Source organism: Methylobacterium organophilum, from assembly GCF_022179465.1.
Classification (GTDB): Bacteria; Pseudomonadota; Alphaproteobacteria; order Rhizobiales; family Beijerinckiaceae; genus Methylobacterium; species Methylobacterium organophilum.
In genome coordinates, this window is the sequence record NZ_BPQV01000012.1 from 151,556 (window position 1) to 169,840 (window position 18,285).

Sequence of the window (18,285 nt, forward strand, 5' to 3'; positions counted from 1 at the left end):
GGCCCGCATGATCCCCCTGCCCGAGAACACCAAGCTCCTGCCCGATGCCGAGGCGACGGCGCGGGAGGCGGCCGAGCGCCTGCTCGCCCTCTGCGTCAATGATGGCAGCGAACGCCTGTCGGTCTGCCTCTCCGGTGGCTCCACGCCCAAGCGTCTCTACCAATTGCTGGCGAGCCGGGAATTCCTCGGCCGGGTGCTTTGGCGCAAGATCGACTGGTTTTTCGGGGACGACCGGGTCGTGCCGTGGGACGACCCCCTGAGCAATGTCCGCATGGTGCGCGAGGCCTTCGGCTCGGGCGAGCCGGTCTCGGCGAGCCGCTTTCACTTCATCCTGACCGAGAAGGGAGCCGAGGCCGGCGCCCGCGCCTACGAAGCAACCCTTCGCGGCCATTACGGCGCCGACCGGCTCGATCCGCGGCGCCCGCTCTTCGACCTCGTGCTGCTTGGCCTCGGCACGGATGGGCACACGGCTTCCCTGTTCCCCGGCAAGCCTGAGACGAAGGAGCGCGATGCCTGGGCTGTGGCCGTGCCCGAAGCCGGCATGGAACCCTTCGTGCCGCGCATCTCCCTCACCTTTCCGGCGCTCGCTTCGTCACGGGAGGTGCTGTTCCTCGTCAACGGAAAGGGCAAGCGCGAGACCCTGCGTCGCTTGGCTGAGGGCGAGGATCTACCCGCCCGTCACGTCACGAGCCAGGGCAGGCTGACTTGGCTGATCGATCGGGATGCCGCGGACGCCTGAACAAGGACCGACGCCTCCCTGACGCACCTTTCGCACGGGACGCGATCCCGCCCTGGTGTGCTGCCCATCGAAGCCGTCAGGCCGCATCCACTTCTCAGCCTTGAATTGCGGGGGAAACTCAAGGTCGAGGCTGGGTTGCCTCATTTTCGCCGCGGATCCTTCCAGTTCGTGAACGGCTTTCGGCGATTAGGGGGCCGGGCCATGGGCATCGGAGATGAGGAAGCCGCTCACGGGGGCGGAAGGCGGATCGGCGGCCTCCGTCTGACTCGTCGACGTGGCCTATACCCGGGGCCGCTGCGCTCCCTGGGTGGAAGCGGAGCGATCTGGGCGAAGCGCTGGCTTGCTGCCCTGCTCGCGGTGACCGCGGCAACATCCAGCTTGCTGGTCGCCTTGCTGCTCCAGAGACAGCCCGTTCCCCGCTCGGCGGCCGCGATCCCGACCCCGAAGGTGGCGGTGGCGCCCATGCCCATGCGGATCGTGGCGCCTCCTCCTCCGGGTTACGAGATGCCCTCGGCCCCAATGCAGCCTGGGATCCCTGCCGCTCCGATATCGGTTCCTGCTCCCGCGGCTTCGGATCCTGCCGTGGCCGAACCCGCGGCGATCTCCGCGGAGCCGGCGAGGCCGTTCCAGCTGGAAACCCTTCCTGTCCTCGAGCAGGATCTTACTGAATTCGATCTCGAACGGCCCGAGACCGCTGTCGCGACGAAGAAGGCTGCCGCGCACAAGCGGCCGCAGCCGCCGGTATCGGTTCGCTAGAGGGGGCCAGCGAAAAAGGCCGAAGTGCCGAAAGACGATGCATCGGGATGAGGATCCGACGCCACAGTCTGATGCGGCCGGACCGGATCGGCTCTCACCGCAGAAACGGGGTTGATCGGACCGCAGAGCATGCACTCGCGCTGACCCAAAAGAGATTGCAGCCCCCTCGAAACTGGGCAAACTGACGCGTGTTTCGGACGGGGGAGTTCAATTTCGAATGGAGCGGTCGCTCAGCGTCACGCGCAAGCCAAGAGTGCTGATCGTCGAGGATGCCGACCTGCTCCTGGAGGTCACGATCGCCGCTTTCGGCGATGCCGGTTACGAGACGGTCTCGGCGAGCGATGGGGAGCAGGCCCTCGCTCTCTTGAATGGGCCGACAACCATCGACCTCCTGCTCACCGATATCCGCCTCCCCGGTTCGATCGACGGCTGGGACATTGCCGAGCGGGCGCGGGAGGCCCGGCCCTCCCTGCCGGTGATCTATGTCACCGGCTATGACAACAAGGCGCCCCGCCCGGTCGAGAATAGCCTGCTCTTCCTGAAGCCCTGCCGCTCGATGAAGCTCCTCGACGGCGCGCGGAGCCTCGGCGTCGGCAATGGCTGGGAAGGCCTGAGCTGACGGGGATCACGGTGATGGCGGCTACGCTCGCCCTGGCTCCGCCATGCCACGTGCTCTAGCATCCGCCCGCGAGGAAACGGACCAGAGGCGGATGACGATCGGGATCGGAAAACGGGGCGGTCTGCGCTGCATTTTGCCGGCGTATGCATGCGCCGCGATCCTGCTTGGCGACGAAGCTCCTCGCGCGGCGGAGGCCACGGACAGCGTAGGTACCGCCCTCGTCGTTTCAGTCGACGTCTCGGGTTCGGTGGACGAGACCCGCTACCGCCTGCAGATGGAGGGGATTGCTGGGGCTTTGGAGGACGCGCAGGTCCTGGCTTCGATCGAGGCGAGCGGCGGCATCGCCTTCGCCATGGTCGCCTGGGCCGACACCGCGAGGCTGGCTGTGGGCTGGCGCCGGATCGCCTCGAAGGCGGAGGCGCAAGCCGCCGCCCGGCTGGTGCGGGCGGTGCCGCGCCAGCCGGGGGAATTCACCTGCATCGGCCGGATGATGCGCACCGTCGCCGCGACGGTCCTGCCCGCCCTGCCGGTGCCCGCCGACCGCACCGTCGTCGACGTGTCCGGCGACGGCATCGACAACTGCACCGACACGGACGACATCCGCGAGCAGCGCCAGAGCCTGGTCCAGGCCGGCGCCACCGTGAACGGCCTGCCGATCCTGGTGCCGGGGGAGAACGACGTGGTCGGCGTCGGCGCCTTCCGGGCGCCGGGCTACGGCCTGCGCGAACTCCCGAAGCAGGCCGACCGGGACGGCACCACCCTCGACGCCTGGTACCGCGAGCACGTGGTAGCGGGTCCCGGCGCCTTCCTGCTGGCCGCCCAAGGCTACGGCGATTTCGCCCGGGCGCTGCGCCAGAAATTCGTCCTGGAGATCAGCGGGCTTAAGATCGCCCCCGATCGCGGCCTCCCCCCGACCAACGTGGTGAGCCGCTGAGCGGCCGCGGGTCGCCGGGGGAAGGAAACAGAGCTCGGGAGAGGCCGATGCCCCATGTGAACGTCGTCATCGCCGGAAAGACCTACCGCATGGCCTGCGGCGAGGGAGAGGAGGAGCACCTCGCGGCGCTCGCCGCCGGCTTCGATGCCCGGGTCGCCGAGATGCGCAAGGCCTTCGGCGAGATCGGCGACATGCGCCTGCACGTGATGGCGGCGCTCACCGTCTCGGACGAGCTGGCCGAGCTGAAGCGCCGGATGGCCGCCCTCGAGGCGGAGGCGAAGCATCTGCGCGGCGCCGCCAAGGCGGTCGAGGCGGCGCAGGAGGCCGAACGGGCGAGCCTCGCCGAGGGGATCAGCGGCACGGCCGAGCGGATCGAGCGCCTCGCCCGGGCCCTCGGGCGGACACAGCCGGGAAATTCCGCCGCATGAGGCCTGCCGCCCCTGGCGCAGGACGGTCCGCGCGTCTACATCTGCCGGGCGGGGCTGCAGAGTTCGTCAGGAGAACTTTCCCCGGGGCCTTATCGACTCCCTAGGGAGCTGTACCTGGCCTCGTCCGTGGACTTGGCCAACACGGCGCCCACCTACTCTGTAGGTTTCCCGGGATCGACACTCCAACGGCTCACGTGGCTCCGCACACCACCTCCCCCCACCGTTCCCGCAAGGCCGAGCTGCGCAAGGCGGCGCTGGCCCGGCGCGATGCCCTCGATCCGGAGGCCCGCGCGGCGGGCTCGGTCGCCGTCGCCGAGACGGTGATGACGATCCCCGCCCTGGCGGAGGCCGCGATCGTCGGCGCCTTCTGGCCGATCCGCTCCGAGATCGATCCCCGCCCGCTGATCGAGCGGCTCTTCGCCCGCGGCCAGCGGGTGGCGCTGCCCAAGGTGACGCCGGACGGCCTCGTCTTCCGCGAGTGGAAGGCCGGCGAGGCGCTGGTGCCCGGCGGCTTCGGCCTGAGCGAGCCGCGGGACGACCTGCCGCCCCTCGATCCCACCGCCCTGATTGTGCCCCTCGCCGCCTTCGACCGGCGCGGACAGCGCATCGGCTACGGCGCGGGCTATTACGACAAGGCGATCGCCCGCCTCTCCGGCAACGGGCCGGTGCTCACCATCGGCGTCGCCTTCTCCGTCCAAGAGATCGAACACGTGCCCGCCGAGGCGCATGACCGGCCCCTCGACCACATGATCACCGAGACCGGGCCCGTCCCGCTCCAGCGGGACTGATCCCATGCGCCTCCTCTTCCTCGGTGACGTCGTCGGCCGCCCCGGACGGCGGGTGGTGGCCGACCGCCTGCCCGCGCTGCGCGAGCGCTGGCGCCTCGACTGCGTGGTGGTGAACGGCGAGAACGCCGCCGGCGGTTTCGGCATCACGGAGGCGATCTGCGACGAGATCCTCCAGGCCGGCGCCGACGTGGTGACATTGGGCAACCATTCCTTCGACCAGCGCGAGGCCCTCGTCTTCATCGAGCGCCAGCCGCACCTGATCCGCCCGGCCAATTACCCGCCGGGCACGCCCGGCCGCGGCGCGGCGGTGATCGAGACGGCCAAGGGCGCCCGGGTGCTCGTGGTCAACGCCATGGGCCGCATCTTCATCGATCCCCTGGACGACCCCTTCACCGCCGCCGACAAGGCGCTTTCCGCCTGCCCCCTGCGCGAGGCGGCGGATGCGGTGATCGTCGATTTCCACGCGGAGGCGACGAGCGAGAAGCAGGCCTTCGGCTATTTCCTCGACGGGCGGGCGAGCCTGGTGGTGGGCACGCATACCCATACCCCGACCGCCGACCACCGCATCCTGCCGGGCGGCACCGCCTATCTCTCGGATGCCGGCATGTGCGGGGACTACGATTCCGTGCTCGGCATGCAGAAGGACGAGCCGATTCGCCGCTTCCTGCAGAAGACGCCGGGCAGCCGGCTCGAGACCGCGCAGGGCGAAGGCACCCTCTGCGGCATCGCGGTCGAGACCGATGATTCCACGGGTCTCGCCAAGGCGGTCTGGCCTGTGCGCCTGGGGCCGCACCTCGCGGAAACCTGGCCGGAAGCCTGGGATTGACCCTCCCCCGCGGCGATGCGGAAGGCCGGGTCGCTTGATCGGGCGGGAGGCACACGACAGAGTGCGCCCCGACCGAAACCAGGAGCGGCGGCTCCCCGCGAAGCGGCCCGGACGAGAGTAGCAACCCGATGGCGGCCCGTCCCGCGTCCTCGCCCCTCGCCAAACCCACGATCTATCTCGTGCGGATGCTGGTGTTCCTGATCCTGGTCGGGTTCCTGGCCTTCGTCCTGTTCAAGCAGATCACCCCGGCCTTCCTGGCCAATCCCGGCCTCAACGGCCTGATCCTGGGCGTGCTGCTCATCGCCGTCCTGCTCGCCTTCGGGCAGGTGGTCCGGCTCTATCGCGAGGTCGGCTACGTCAACGCCGTCGCTTCCGGCGCGCCCACGGACCGGGCGCGGCCGGCGCTGCTCGACCCGCTCAAGCCCGCGATCCTGGCGCGGCGCGAGGGCACCACGCTCACCGGTACGCGGGCGCTCCTCGACACCGCCCATGCGCGCCTCGACGAGGGCCGCGAGATCCTGCGCTACATCGCCGGCATCCTCATCCTGCTCGGCCTGCTCGGCACCTTCTGGGGCCTGATCGACACGCTCTCGGCGGTGGGCGGGGTCATCACCTCGATGCGCGGCGGCGGGGACGCCGCGGTGATGTTCGACGAACTCAAGAACGGCCTCGCCGTGCCCCTCTCCGGCATCGGCCTCGCCTTCTCCGCCTCGCTGTTCGGCCTGTCGAGCTCCCTGGTGGTCGGCTTCCTCGACCTGCAGGCGGGCCAGGCCCATGCCCGCTTCCACAACGAGCTCGAGGACTGGCTCGTCTCCGGCGAGCCGCAGGTCGCGCTCTCGGCCGGCGGCGGCGTCTCCGCCCAGGATCCGGAGGCGGCCCGCGCCCTCAAGGAGGCGGTGGACCGCCTCTCAGCCGTGGTGGCCGAGGGCACCGGCGGCCGGGCCGCGACCCAGGCCATGACCAACCTCGCCGAGGGCATCCAGGGGCTCGTGCAGCACATGCGGGCGGAGCAGCAGATGATCCGCGACTGGGTCGAGGCCCAGGCGACCCGCGAGCGCGAGCTGAAGCAGGTGCTCGACCGCCTCGCCCGCGAGAAGGTCGAGTAGCGCCCATGGCCTCCGCCCGCGCGCGCTCCCATCGCGGCCTGAACGTCTGGCCGGGCTATGTCGACGCGCTCGCCACGCTGCTGCTCTCGGTCGTGTTCCTGCTGACTATCTTCGTGGTCGGCCAGTTCTTCCTGTCGCAGGAGCTGACCGGGCGGGACGCGGTGCTGACCCGGCTCAACCGGCAGATCGCCGACCTCACCGACCTGCTCGCCCTGGAGCGCTCGAACCGGCGTGCCAAGGAGGACGAACTCGACCAGCTGCGCTCGACGCTGACCGGCACGGAGAACGAGCGCGACCGCCTGCAGGCCATGGCCGATGCGGCGAGCGCCGCCCAGGGCAGATCCGAGGACGCGGACAAGCAGCTCGCCGCCGAGCGGGGCGCCACGACGCGGGCGCAGAACCAGATCGACGTGCTCAACGAGCAGATCCGGGCCCTGCGCCGGCAGCTCGCCGCCCTGGAGGACGCGCTGGCCGCCTCCGAGACCCGGGACCGGGAGAGCCAGGCCCGCATCGCCGAACTCGGCAGCCGCCTGAACGTGGCGCTCGCCCAGCGGGTGCAGGAACTGGCCCGCTACCGCTCCGACTTCTTCGGGCGCCTGCGCCAGATCATCGGCAGCCGCTCGGACATCCGCGTCGTCGGCGACCGCTTCGTGCTGCAATCGGAGGTGCTGTTCGCGGTGGGCTCCGCGGCGCTGAAGCCGGAGGCCGGGCCGGAGCTCGACCGGATCGCCGGCGCCATCCTCGACATCGCCAAGGAGATCCCCGCGGACATCCCCTGGGTGCTGCGGGTCGACGGCCATACCGATGCCCGGCCGATCCAGTCGGCGCAGTTCCCCTCGAACTGGGCGCTCTCCGCCGCCCGCGCCATCGCCGTGGTGCAGTATCTGCGCGGCCGGGGCATCCCGCCCCAGCGCCTCCTGGCCGGCGCCTTCGGCGAGTTCCAGCCCCTCGACACCGGCACGACGGACGAGGCCTATGCCCGCAACCGCCGGATCGAGATGAAGCTCACCGAGCGCTGAGAGGGGTTCCGGGCCCCCGGAACAGTCGAGCCGGGCTCCCTTACCCACGCGGCTTTCGGAGACGCGGATCTCCGCGCATGCCGGACGGGGCACCTTTCCTCGCCCCCTGGCGAGGGGGACCGCGCGAAGCGTGGTGGAGTGGGTGGGCCGAGGGCGATGTGGGAGCCTCGCTGCCCTCTCCGTCCGCTTTGCGGCCACCTCTCCCAGGGGGAGAGGAAAGACGCCGCGGACCTTACCGATCGACCGGAAAGGCTACGAGCGCGCACGGCAGGGCCATGGGATCGACACCTGCCCGTATGCGTGGGCATTTTTCCCACACAATCGGGAAACAATCGGGCGGCAGAATGGGGGATCGGAAGACTGGAATCGCTGCTGTGCCCGAGAAGAGCCCCTCGCCGCGCCCGACCTCGCCGCGGGAAATCGCCGGGATCGTCGCGATCCTGATCTGGGTCGTCGCCGTGCTGACGATCGATCGCAGCCCGCCCCTGGCGCCGCCGGCCGTGCCCTATGGCAAGAGCCCTGTCAGGATCGGCACCGAGACGGCGGCCCTGCGATGATCCGGATCAGGCCGCGTCCGAGGCGGATGATGCGTCTGCGCCGGGCGTGCCGGATATGGGCCCTCAGGGCCGACGGGCCGGCACCAGGGCGGCCAGGATCGCGAGCGCCCAGGCGAGCATCAGGATCACCCCGCCGCTGGGTGCCGCCATCGGAAAGAGCGGCGAACCGGAGAGCGCGCGCAGGGACAGGTCGCCCGAGAACAGGGCGAGGCCGAGGAGCAGGCCGGCCGCCGAAGCCCGGGCCAGGCCGGCTCTGACGGCACCGCCGGCGCCGAGCGCCACGAGGCCGATCACGGCCGGCGCATGGAACAGCAGGAATTGCGCGGCAGTGCGCAGGGTCTCGCCACCGGCCGTGTGGGCCGCCGCCGCGCTGGCCGCGACGCCGAGCAGCCCGGCGAGGCCGGCCAGGGCCAGGAGGGCGCGGTTGAGCCCGCTCATACGCCGCGTTCCGCCAGCAGCCGCGCCACGCTGGCCCGCAGCTCCGGGACGCCCAGATCCGTCCGGCTGGAGGTGAGCAGCACCTCGGGATAGGCGGCGGGCCGCTTGGCGAGCGCCGCCTTGATGCCGGCGATGCGGGCCTCCACCTCGGACTTCTTGAGGGCGTCGCCCTTGGTCAGCACGAGCTGGTAGGACACGGCCGCCTTGTCGAGGCCGTCGAGCAGATCGGTGTCGATGCCCTTCAGGCCGTGGCGCGAATCGACCAGCACGAAGACGCGGGCGAGATTGGCGCGGCCCTTCAGATAGGCGTGGACCAGCTTGGTCCAGGCCTCGACCTTGGCCTTCTCGACGGCGGCGTAGCCGTAGCCCGGCATGTCCACCAGGGTCAGCCGGCTGCCGATGCGGAAGAAGTTGAGCTGCTGCGTCCGCCCCGGGGTGTGCGAGGTGCGCGCCAGGGTGTTGCGCCCGGTGAGCGCGTTGACGAGGCTCGACTTGCCGACATTGGAGCGCCCGGCGAAGGCGATCTCGACCCCTTCCATCGCCGGCAGGGCGCCGAGCGCCGGAGCGGCCGCGGTGAAGTCGGCGCTGCCCGCGAAGAGGAGGCGGCCGGCTTCGAGGAGATCGGGGGAAGGCGCGTCGGTGTCCGACAAGTTCATCACCGAACGGTTCGTCGACGCCTCGTCCCGGAGGGCGAGGCAGGATCGGGGGCTCAAACGAGGGAAAGGGGGCCGGGGCCCCCTCACTGTTTCACGCGGTTCCGGTGCGGGCTCTCGGCGTCAGCCTTTGGCCGCGGCGCTCTTCTCGCTGCGCTTGAAAGTGTTCCTGAGGTTGTCCCACAGCTCCACCTTCACCCCGTTGCGGCGCATGATCACGTATTGCTGCAGCACCGAGAGGGTGTTGTTCCAGGCCCAGTAGATCACCAGGCCGGCCGGGAACGAGCCGAGCATGAAGGTGAACAGGATCGGCATGAAGGTGAAGACCTGCGCCTGGACCGGGTCCGGCGGCGCGGGGTTCATCTTCATCTGGACGAACATCGTGATGCCCATGATGATCGGCCAGATGCCCAGGTGGATGAAATCGGGCGCCGCGAAGGGCAGCAGGCCGAACAGGTTGAGCAGGCTGGTCGGATCCGGCGCGGCGAGGTCCTGGATCCAGCCGAAGAACGGCGCGTGCCGCATCTCGATGGTGATGAACAGGACCTTGTAGAGCGCGAAGAAGACCGGGATCTGGATCAGCACCGGCCAGCAGCCGGCGACCGGATTGATCTTCTCCTTCTTGTACAGCTCCATCGTCGCCTGCTGCATCTTCAGCTTGTCGTCCTTGTACCGCTCGCGGATCGCGGCCTGTTCCGGCTGCACGGCCTTCATCTTGGCCATGGAGACGTAGGAGCGGTTGGCGATGGGCAGGAAGAAGATCTTCAGGATCAGGGTGACGACGAGGATCGAGACGCCGAAATTGCCGAACAGGTGGAAGAAGAAGTCCAGCGCGCGGAACATCGGCTTGGTGATGAAGTAGAACCAGCCCCAGTCGATCATCAGATCGAACTGCTTGATGCCGAGGTCGCGCTCATAGGCGTTGATCTGGTTGACCTCCTTGGCGCCGGCGAACAGACGCTGGGTCGTGGCCGCGGAGGCGCCGGGCGCGACGGTCGCCGCCTCGCCGCGGATGCTGGTCTGGTAGACCTTGGTCGCGCCTTCGCTGCGCTCGGTGAAGGAGCCGGTATAGGGCTTGTCCTGGTCGGGGATCGCGGCCGCGGCCCAGTACTTGTCGGTGATGCCGACCCAGCCGCCGGTCACGTTCGCCCAGGCCTTGCCTTGGGTGTTCGCGCCGCCATAGGCGGGCTCCTTGGCGATCTTGTCGTAGGTGTATTCCTGCAGGCCGTCGCCGCCGAGCACGCCGATCAGGCCCTCGTGCAGCACGTAGTAGCCCTGGGTGACCGGCTTGCCCCAGCGCGAGACGAGCCCGTAGGGATAGAGCGTGACGGGGTTCGCGCCCTTGTTCTCGACCTCGTCGCGCACCGTGAACATGAACTTGTCGTCGACGGCGACGATGCGCTTGAAGACGAGGCCGGCGCCGTTGTCCCAGGTCAGAGTCGCGGGCTTGCCGGGGGCGAGCACGTCGGTATCGGCCTTCCACACGGTGTCGCCGTTGGGCAGCGGGCCGGCATTGGAGCCGACCCAGCCGAACTCCGCGTAATACGGGTTCGCGGTTCCGGTGGGGGAGAGCAGCACGATGCGCGGGCTCTCGTCGCTGACCGTCTCGTGGTAGTTCTTGAGGCTCACGTCGTCGATGCGCGCGCCCTTGAGCGCGAGCGAGCCGTAGAGGGCCGGCGTGTCGATGCGCAGGCGCGCCGAGCGGGCGAGCGCCTCGTCGCGGGAGACCGGGCCCTGGGCGCCGAGGCCGGGCAAGGTGCCGGGCGCGGGGGCGGCGGGGCCGCCCTCCTGCGGGCTCGGCGCGGGCATGCCGTCGGGACCGGCGGTCTGCCCGGCGGCGGCCTTGTTCTGGATCGCGGCCTGGCGCTGCTTCTCCGTCATCGGCGCGGCGACGAAGTAGTTCCAGCCGAGCAGGACCGCCAGCGACAGCGCGATCGCGACGAACATGTTCGTCTTGTCATTACCCATCGGTCGATCCGTGCGGCAGGTCTTGGGAACGGGCGGGGCGTCCGGAGGGACGCGTGGAAGCGCCGCGCACGCGGGGGGCGCGTGCACGGCTGCGGCCGGCATCGGAGCCGGGCTGATCCGGGGCGGAATGCGGCGCGGCCGGGCGGTCCTGCCGGCCGGCGGCCTTCGGCTTGGTGACGGCGCCGAAGGCGCGGCGCAGATCCTCGACGATGGCCGCGAAGGGCGCGTCGAGAAGCGGCCGGCGTCCGACGATCACCACGTCGGCGGGGAGCGTGGCCGCATCGAGGGCCGCGCGATCCACGGCGCCGCGGAGCCGGCGGCGGATGCGGTTGCGCTCGGTCGCGTGGCCGACGCGCTTCGTCACCGTGAAACCCACATGGAGACCCTCGGCGGTTTCGCCGCCGCGCGTCTCCTCGGGCGCACGGACACGGCCCTGCGCCGTCATCCGCTCGGTATGGAAGCGGCGCCCGGCGGCAGCCGCCAGGAAGTCGGGCCTGCGCTTGAGCCGCCGAACCTTCACGACCGCTCCGATCGGCCTCGAGACGGGATCAAAAGGCGCCGCGCGAGGCGACGCCCGACGGCCTCAGGCCGAGAGACGCTTGCGGCCGTGGGCGCGGCGGGCCGCGATCACCTTGCGGCCGCCGGCGGTGGCCATGCGGGCGCGGAAGCCGTGACGGCGCTTCCGGACGAGCTTGCTCGGCTGATAGGTTCTCTTCATCGTCAGTCTCCAACGGAGGGTGATCGGCCGGGCGGCGCTCGACGCGCCCAGACCTGCACCCCGCCTCTCGAAATGATTGCAATCACGAAGCGCGCGCGGGATCTCCGGCGGCGCATCACGTCGGCGCGGCTTATGGCGGATGGGCCCCGTCAAGTCAATTCGGAAGGCGGGGCGGAATGCGCCTCGGGTTAACCGGTCATTAACCTTTCCCGGTTACCAAGAAGACATGTCCAGGTTTCCTGGATGTCGAGTGGGATTGCTGTCCACTCTGTTTTGATGCCTCCCTGTTGACTCGGTCAAGCCGCCCTCCGGGGCGGCTTTTTTCTGGCCGCTGTCCGGCCCTCATCCTCCCCCTGCGCGGCCGCATCCTTACTGCCGCACGACGCAACCTTGACCGTTCTGGCGCATTCTAAAGGCCGGGTAAGGTTAACAGAACGTCAACGGCGCGCGGCCGTGGGATCGGCGCTAGGCTTGCGCCATCAATGCGGAAGACGCCGGCGCGGTCCTGATTCGGGACGGTTTCGCTCCAGGCGCGGCGCAGGAGGCAGGATGAGCGAGCTCGACGTTATGTTCCGGGACGAGCCGGACTGGGTGAATTTCGGGGCGACCTATGTCGGCTCCGAGGCTTTCCGGGCGCTGTTCAAGGAAGGCATGATGTTGGTGGAGGAGACCGCGGCCTATCTCGACGGCGACGGCCGCACCGAATCGCGGCTGGTCTCCCGGGACGCGTCCCTGGCCTATGCCAGCGAGAGCATGCGGCTCACCACGCGGCTGATGCAGATCGCCTCCTGGCTGCTCGTGCAGCGCGCCGTCTCGGAGGGCGAGCTCACCCCCGGCCAGGCGCTGGAGGAGAAGACCCGGGTGAAGCTCAACGCCGCGGAGGCCCCCTCCCCCATGGCCGACAGCTTCTCCCTGCTGCCCCTGCGGCTGCAGGAACTGGTCCAGCGCTCCCGCCGCCTGCATGCCCGCATCCTGCATCTCGACACCCTGATCGCCGACGACCGCCCGGCGCCGATGGCCGCGCCGAGCCCCGTCGCCGCCCAGCACGGGCTGCTGATGAGCGCCTTCGGGCGCTGAGCCGGAGCGGGACGGCGCCCCTCGCCGCGGGGGCTGTCCCTGTCCTTCCCCTGGACGTGCTAAAGAAAAAGGCGGCGCCCGAAGGCGCCGCCTTTTCTCTGTCTTCCGGCAGGACGCGGCGCGAGACGCGCCGCCGATCTCACTTCTTGCCGAAGGCGAGGCCGCCGAAGCGGGAGTTGAAGCGGGACACGCGGCCGCCGCGATCCAGCATCTTCTGCTCGCCGCCGGTCCAGGCCGGGTGGGTGGTCGGGTCGATGTCCAGGTTGAGGACGTCGCCCTCCTTGCCGTAGGTCGAGCGGGTCATGTACTCGGTGCCGTCGGTCATGACGACCTTGATGAAGTGGTAGTCGGGGTGCTCGGTGCCCTTGGCCTTGGCGGCTGCGTCTTTTGCCATAACGAAATCCTTGCTCTAGCACGCCGAACGAGACGGGCCCGGCGGGCCGCGGCCATAGATCGCGCGAAATCGGATAAGGGCGGGCCTATACCCCAGGCCTGCGACACGAACAAGTGTAGGGACGAAACGGATGACGAGGGACGATGGCCGCGCGTGACAAGGCTCGCGGCGCCGGCCGCGATGGTGTCGAGAAAGCCCGGGGACGGGCGCCCCTCGGGGCCCTGAAGCCGCTGATTCCCTTCGCCAGCCGCTACCGCGGGCGCATCGCCGCCGCGCTGGTGGCGCTGGTGGCGGCCTCCGGAGCGACGCTGGTGGTGCCGGTGGCGATCCGCCGCGTGATCGACCACGGCTTCTCGCCGGAGGGACAGGCGCTCATCAACAGCTACTTCGTCGCCCTGCTCGGCGTCGTGGCCGTGCTCGCCCTGTCGAGCGCGGGCCGCTACTACACGGTGGTGACCCTGGGCGAGCGCGTGGTCGCGGACCTGCGCAGCGCCGTGTTCAAGCGCCTGACCCTCCTCGACCCCGCCTTCTTCGACCGGGCCCAGTCCGGCGAGATCGTCTCGCGCCTGACCGCCGACGCGATGCAGGTGAAGTCGGTCTTCGGCGTCTCGATCTCGATCCTCCTGCGCAACGCCTTCCTGTTCGTCGGCGCCGTGGCGATGATGGTCTGGACGAGCCCGAAGCTCTCGATCCTCGTGCTCGGCGCGATTCCCCTCATCGTCTTCCCGCTGATCCTCTCCGGCCGCGGCGTGCGCCGCCGCTCCCGCGCGGCGCAGGACAAGCTCGCCGAGGCCACCGCCTACGCCACCGAGGCCATCGGCGCGGTGCGCACGATGCAGGCCTTCGGCATGGGGGCGAGCACGGCGGAGCGCTTCGCCGGGGCGTCCGAGAACGCCTATCTCGCCGCCCGGGCCTCGATCACCGCCCGCGCCCTGCTCACGGGCGTGGCGATCTTCCTCATCTCCGCCAGCGTGGTGGGCGTGATGTGGTACGGCGCGCAGGGGGTGCTCGCGGGCACCATGAGCGCGGGCCAGCTCTCGCAATTCGTGCTCTACGCGGTGTTCGGCGCGAGCGCGCTGGGACAGCTCTCCGAGGTCTATGGCGAGCTCGCCCAGGCGGCCGGCGCCGCCGAGCGCCTCGGCGAGATCCTGGCCACCGAGCCGGCGATCCGCGCCCCGGCCCAGCCCGTCGCCTTGCCGGAGCCAGCCCGCGGCGAGGTCGCCTTCGAGGAGGTGCGCTTCGCCTACCCGACCCGGCCCGAGCATCCGGCGCTCGCCGGCATCTCGTTCAAGGCGGCGCGGGGCGAGCGAATCGCCCTCGTCGGCCCCTCCGGCGCCGGCAAGACCACGGTGCTGCAGCTCCTCCTGCGCTTCTACGACGCGCAGGGCGGGCGCGTGCGGGTCGACGGGGTCGACGTCACCGCCGCCGATCCCGATTCGCTGCGCCGGCGTCTCTCCCTGGTGCCGCAGGATCCGACGGTGTTCTCGGGAAGCGTGATCGACAACATCCGCTACGGCCGCCCCGAGGCGAGCGAGGCGGAGGTGGTGCGGGCGGCGGAGCTCGCCCATGCCGACGGCTTCATCCGGGCGCTGCCCCAGGGCTACGCCACGGCGGTGGGCGAGCGCGGCATGACCCTCTCCGGCGGCCAGCGCCAGCGCATCGCCATCGCCCGCGCGATCCTGAAGGATGCGCCGATCCTGCTCCTCGACGAGGCGACCTCCGCCCTCGACGCGGAGAGCGAGCGGGCGGTGCAGGACGCCCTCGACCACCTGATGGAGGGGCGCACCACCCTGGTGATCGCCCATCGCCTCGCCACGATCCGGCAGGCGGACCGCATCCTCGTGTTCGACGGGGGCCGGATCGTCGAGGAAGGCACCCACGAGAGCCTGATCGCCCGCGGCACCCTCTATGCCCAGCTCGCCCGCCTTCAGTTCACCGACGCGACGGACGAGGCCCTGCGCCCGCGCCCGAAGCTCGCGGCCCTTCCGGCGGAGTGAGGGCGCCCCGCATGCCCCGCCCCGCGCGGCGACGGGGCATGCGGGAACCGGGCCGGCCCGGTGCGTCTTGATGCTGCACCGGCCGAGCTTGGCCGTGGGAGCGCCGCCATGACCATCACCGTCTCGCATCTCCAGCCGCTGATCGCCATCCTGGCCGGGATCCTGATCCTCATCGTGCCGCGGCTGCTCAACTACATCGTGGCGATCTACCTGATCGTCGTCGGGGTGATCGGGCTCGGGCTGTTCCGCGGCCTTTCCTGAGCGCACGCGACCGGAACCGGCGTCGCCGCCGAGGGATCGACCGCTGCCCGGACGCGGCTCGCGGGCGATCCCGCGGGCTTCCAGGGGGCGGTCCCATCGCGCACAATCGGCGATGACAGAATACAATCTCCGTCAGTACCCCCGCTTGCGGGAACGGATGTTCATCTTGCGTTGCGGTGCGGTATGTTCCACGCCCTGACGCAAGGGCTCTCGCCGGGTCGCCGGCCGCCATTTTCCCGTGAATGGAACGAGACAGATGACGAAGTGGGTCTACTCCTTCGGTGACGGAAAAGCCGAAGGCGAAGCCTCGATGCGCAACTTGCTGGGGGGCAAGGGCGCCAATCTCGCCGAGATGTCGAACCTCGGGCTGCCGGTGCCGCCCGGCTTCACCATCACCACCGAGGTCTGCACCTACTATTACGACCACGAGAAGTCCTATCCGCCGGAACTCCGGGCTCAGGTCGAGGAGGCGCTGAAGAAGGTCGGCGGCCTCACCGGCCGCAGCTTCGGCGACGCGACCAAGCCGCTCCTCGTCTCCGTGCGCTCCGGCGCCCGCGCCTCGATGCCGGGCATGATGGACACGGTGCTCAATCTCGGCCTGAACGACGAGACCGTCGAGGCCCTGGCCAAGGATGCCGGCGACCCGCGCTTCGCCTACGATTCCTACCGCCGCTTCATCACCATGTACTCGAACGTGGTGCTGGGCGTGGAGCACCACGCCTTCGAGGAGGCGCTGGAGCACTACAAGGAGGAGAAGGGGCTCAACCTCGACACCGAGCTGAAGGCCGAGGACTGGAAGCACCTGATCGGCGTCTACAAGGGCATCGTGCGCGCGGAGCACGGCGCCGACTTCCCGCAGAAGCCCGAGGACCAGCTCTGGGGCGCCATCGGCGCCGTGTTCAGCTCCTGGATGATCCCCCGCGCCAAGAAGTACCGCGAGCTCAACCGCATCCCCGAGAGCTGGGGCACGGCGGTGAACGTCCAGGCCATGGTGTTCGGCAATATGGGCGACACCTCGGCCACCGGCGTCGCCTTCACCCGCAACCCCTCCACCGGCGAGAGCGCGCTCTACGGCGAGTTCCTGATCAACGCCCAGGGCGAGGACGTGGTGGCGGGCATCCGCACCCCGCAGGACATCACCGAGAAGGCGCGGCTCGAGGCGAAGTCGGACAAGCCGTCGATGGAGACGGCGATGCCCGAGAGCTTCGCCGAGCTGACGCGGATCTACGGGATCCTCGAAAAGCACTACCGCGACATGCAGGACATGGAGTTCACCATCGAGAATGGGAAGCTCTGGATGCTGCAGACCCGCAACGGCAAGCGCACGGCCAAGGCCGCCCTGCGCATCGCCGTGGAGCTCGCGGGCGAGGGCCTGATCTCCCGCGAGGAGGCGATCAAGCGCATCGAGCCGGCCGCCCTCGACCAGCTCCTGCACCCGACCATCGACCCCAAGGCCGCGCGCAAGGTGATCGCCACCGGCCTGCCCGCCTCCCCGGGCGCGGCGGTGGGCGCCATCGTGTTCTCCTCCGAGGAGGCCGAGGCGGCCCGCAAGGCCGAGCGCAAGTGCATCCTGGTGCGCATCGAGACCTCGCCCGAGGACATCCACGGCATGCACGCCGCCGAGGGCATCCTCACCACCCGCGGCGGCATGACCAGCCACGCGGCGGTGGTGGCCCGTGGCATGGGCAAGCCCTGCGTCTCCGGCGTCGGCTCGATCCGGATCGACTACAAGGCCAAGACCCTCTCCGTCGCCGGCAAGACCCTGAACGAGGGCGACGTCATCACCATCGACGGCGCCACCGGCCAGGTGATCGAGGGCGAGGTGAAGATGCTGGAGCCGGAGCTCTCCGGCGATTTCGCCACGCTGATGGGCTGGGCCGACGAGATCCGGCAGATGAAGGTCCGCACCAACGCGGAGACGCCGAACGATGCCCGCACCGCGCGCAACTTCGGCGCCGAGGGCATCGGGCTCTGCCGCACGGAGCACATGTTCTTCGAGGGCGACCGCATCGTCGCCGTGCGGGAGATGATCCTCTCCGACGACGCCGAGGGCCGCCGGGCGGCGCTGGCGAAGATCCTGCCCTACCAGCGCCAGGACTTCGTCGAGCTGTTCACGATCATGTCCGGCCTGCCGGTGACGATCCGCCTGCTCGACCCGCCGCTGCACGAGTTCCTGCCCCATGGCGAGGCCGAGCTGAAGGAGGTCGCCGATTCGACCGGCGTGCCGGAGGAGAAGCTGCGCCGCCGCCTCGCCGAGCTCGACGAGACCAACCCGATGCTCGGCTTCCGCGGCTGCCGCCTCGCCATCGCCTTCCCCGAGATCGCGGAGATGCAGGCCCGCGCCATCTTCGAGGCGGCGGTGCAGGCCGCCAAGGAGACCGGCGCCCCGGTGACCCCGGAGGTGATGGTGCCCCTCGTCTTCACGAAGAACGAGTTTGATCTCGTGAAGGCGCGCATCGACGCCATGGCCAAGGCGGTGGCGGAGGAGACCGGGGCCACGGTCGAGTATCAGGTCGGCACCATGATCGAGCTGCCGCGGGCGGCCCTGCGTGCCAAGGAGATCGCCGAGACGGCGGAGTTCTTCTCCTTCGGCACCAACGATCTGACCCAGACGGCGCTCGGCATCTCCCGCGACGATGCCGGCAGCTTCCTCGGGCCCTACACCCAGAAGGGCATCATCCCCTTCGACCCCTTCGTCACCATCGACCAGGAGGGCGTGGGCGAGCTCGTGCGCATCGGCGCGGAACGGGGGCGGGCGCAGCGGCCCAACCTCAAGCTCGGCATCTGCGGCGAGCATGGCGGCGATCCCGCGTCGATCGCCTTCTGCCAGGATGTGGGCCTCGACTACGTGTCCTGCTCGCCCTTCCGCGTGCCGATCGCCAAGCTCGCCGCGGCCCAGGCGGCACTGGGCGTGACCCACGCCGGCGAAGGCTAGGACGGTCCTGGGGCGGCGCGGAACCACCGGTTCCGCGCCGCAACCGTTTCGGGCCGGAACGGCCGTTTCCCG

Annotated in this window: 20 protein-coding genes and 1 other RNA gene; 15 read left to right on the plus strand and 6 right to left on the minus strand. The window is 70.1% G+C overall.

Translation table 11 applies throughout. The annotated features are described in order from the left end of the window. The first annotated feature begins 7 nt into the window (after positions 1-7). The 11 genes from pgl to MFF21_RS19045 all read left to right on the plus strand — a co-directional run bounded on the left by pgl (position 8) and on the right by MFF21_RS19045 (position 7,772). The gene (gene pgl / locus MFF21_RS18995) at positions 8-739 is read left to right on the plus strand and encodes a 6-phosphogluconolactonase (protein WP_238312961.1); all 732 of its coding nucleotides are present in this window, start codon (positions 8-10) and stop codon (positions 737-739) included. Positions 740-1,321: 582 nt separating this feature from the next. Next, on the plus strand, positions 1,322-1,495 hold the full coding sequence (locus MFF21_RS19000; RefSeq protein ID WP_238312963.1) for a hypothetical protein: 174 nt from the start codon (positions 1,322-1,324) through the stop codon (positions 1,493-1,495). 217 nt (positions 1,496-1,712) lie between these two features. Then, entirely contained in the window at positions 1,713-2,114 is a 402-nt protein-coding gene (locus tag MFF21_RS19005; protein WP_238312965.1) for a response regulator, read from the plus strand. A 91-nt stretch (positions 2,115-2,205) separates the two neighbouring features. Continuing rightward, positions 2,206-3,048: a DUF1194 domain-containing protein gene (locus MFF21_RS19010; protein WP_238312967.1), complete on the plus strand. Its 843-nt coding sequence runs from the start codon at positions 2,206-2,208 to the stop codon at positions 3,046-3,048. Between the two features lie 47 nt (positions 3,049-3,095). Beyond that, positions 3,096-3,476, plus strand: coding sequence for a cell division protein ZapA (locus tag MFF21_RS19015; RefSeq protein WP_238312969.1), 381 nt, complete (start codon positions 3,096-3,098; stop codon positions 3,474-3,476). A gap of 48 nt (positions 3,477-3,524) precedes the next feature. Then, positions 3,525-3,681, plus strand: a non-coding RNA gene (gene ssrS / locus MFF21_RS19020) — 6S RNA. Further along, positions 3,671-4,264, plus strand: coding sequence for a 5-formyltetrahydrofolate cyclo-ligase (locus MFF21_RS19025; protein WP_238312971.1), 594 nt, complete (start codon positions 3,671-3,673; stop codon positions 4,262-4,264). Before ssrS ends, MFF21_RS19025 begins: the two co-directional genes overlap by 11 nt. A 4-nt stretch (positions 4,265-4,268) precedes the next feature. Next, positions 4,269-5,090 carry a TIGR00282 family metallophosphoesterase gene (locus MFF21_RS19030; protein WP_238312973.1) on the plus strand — a complete coding sequence of 274 codons (822 nt, stop codon included), beginning with the start codon at positions 4,269-4,271 and terminating at the stop codon, positions 5,088-5,090. Positions 5,091-5,218: 128 nt separating this feature from the next. Next, positions 5,219-6,196, plus strand: a complete 978-nt coding sequence (locus MFF21_RS19035; RefSeq protein ID WP_238312975.1) for a MotA/TolQ/ExbB proton channel family protein — start codon at positions 5,219-5,221, stop codon at positions 6,194-6,196. A gap of 5 nt (positions 6,197-6,201) precedes the next feature. Then, positions 6,202-7,215, plus strand: coding sequence for a peptidoglycan -binding protein (locus MFF21_RS19040; protein WP_238312977.1), 1,014 nt, complete (start codon positions 6,202-6,204; stop codon positions 7,213-7,215). Positions 7,216-7,589: 374 nt separating this feature from the next. Beyond that, positions 7,590-7,772, plus strand: a complete 183-nt coding sequence (locus MFF21_RS19045; protein ID WP_238312979.1) for a hypothetical protein — start codon at positions 7,590-7,592, stop codon at positions 7,770-7,772. A gap of 63 nt (positions 7,773-7,835) precedes the next feature. On the opposite strand, the gene MFF21_RS19050 is transcribed toward MFF21_RS19045, so the two are convergent. The 5 genes from MFF21_RS19050 to rpmH form a co-directional block, all read right to left on the minus strand. Next, positions 7,836-8,210, minus strand: coding sequence for a DUF423 domain-containing protein (locus tag MFF21_RS19050; protein ID WP_238312981.1), 375 nt, complete (start codon positions 8,208-8,210; stop codon positions 7,836-7,838). Continuing rightward, a complete protein-coding gene (gene yihA, locus MFF21_RS19055) occupies positions 8,207-8,866 on the minus strand; it encodes a ribosome biogenesis GTP-binding protein YihA/YsxC (protein ID WP_238312982.1) in 660 nt (219 codons plus the stop codon). The genes MFF21_RS19050 and yihA overlap by 4 nt, the downstream gene beginning before the upstream one ends. A 120-nt stretch (positions 8,867-8,986) precedes the next feature. Continuing rightward, positions 8,987-10,831, minus strand: a complete 1,845-nt coding sequence (gene yidC / locus MFF21_RS19060) for a membrane protein insertase YidC (RefSeq protein WP_238312984.1) — start codon at positions 10,829-10,831, stop codon at positions 8,987-8,989. Beyond that, on the minus strand, positions 10,824-11,351 hold the full coding sequence (rnpA, locus tag MFF21_RS19065) for a ribonuclease P protein component (protein ID WP_238312986.1): 528 nt from the start codon (positions 11,349-11,351) through the stop codon (positions 10,824-10,826). Before rnpA ends, yidC begins: the two co-directional genes overlap by 8 nt. Before the next feature lie 63 nt (positions 11,352-11,414). Further along, entirely contained in the window at positions 11,415-11,549 is a 135-nt protein-coding gene (gene rpmH, locus MFF21_RS19070; RefSeq protein ID WP_012253788.1) for a 50S ribosomal protein L34, read from the minus strand. 549 nt (positions 11,550-12,098) lie between these two features. Here rpmH and rcdA point away from each other — a divergent pair. Then, entirely contained in the window at positions 12,099-12,626 is a 528-nt protein-coding gene (rcdA, locus tag MFF21_RS19075; RefSeq protein ID WP_238312987.1) for a protease adaptor protein RcdA, read from the plus strand. Between the two features lie 139 nt (positions 12,627-12,765). Here rcdA and rpmE read toward each other — a convergent pair whose 3' ends face one another. Continuing rightward, positions 12,766-13,020, minus strand: coding sequence for a 50S ribosomal protein L31 (gene rpmE, locus MFF21_RS19080; RefSeq protein ID WP_147047842.1), 255 nt, complete (start codon positions 13,018-13,020; stop codon positions 12,766-12,768). Between the two features lie 143 nt (positions 13,021-13,163). Here rpmE and MFF21_RS19085 point away from each other — a divergent pair, with 143 nt between their 5' ends. The 3 genes from MFF21_RS19085 to ppdK all read left to right on the plus strand — a co-directional run bounded on the left by MFF21_RS19085 (position 13,164) and on the right by ppdK (position 18,213). Continuing rightward, a complete protein-coding gene (locus MFF21_RS19085) occupies positions 13,164-15,017 on the plus strand; it encodes an ABC transporter transmembrane domain-containing protein (RefSeq protein ID WP_238312989.1) in 1,854 nt (617 codons plus the stop codon). 108 nt (positions 15,018-15,125) lie between these two features. After that, complete coding sequence (locus tag MFF21_RS19090; protein WP_238312991.1) at positions 15,126-15,278, plus strand: DUF3096 domain-containing protein; 153 nt, start codon at positions 15,126-15,128, stop codon at positions 15,276-15,278. Positions 15,279-15,534: 256 nt separating this feature from the next. Beyond that, on the plus strand, positions 15,535-18,213 hold the full coding sequence (gene ppdK, locus MFF21_RS19095; protein ID WP_238312992.1) for a pyruvate, phosphate dikinase: 2,679 nt from the start codon (positions 15,535-15,537) through the stop codon (positions 18,211-18,213). The last annotated feature ends 72 nt before the right edge of the window (positions 18,214-18,285 follow it).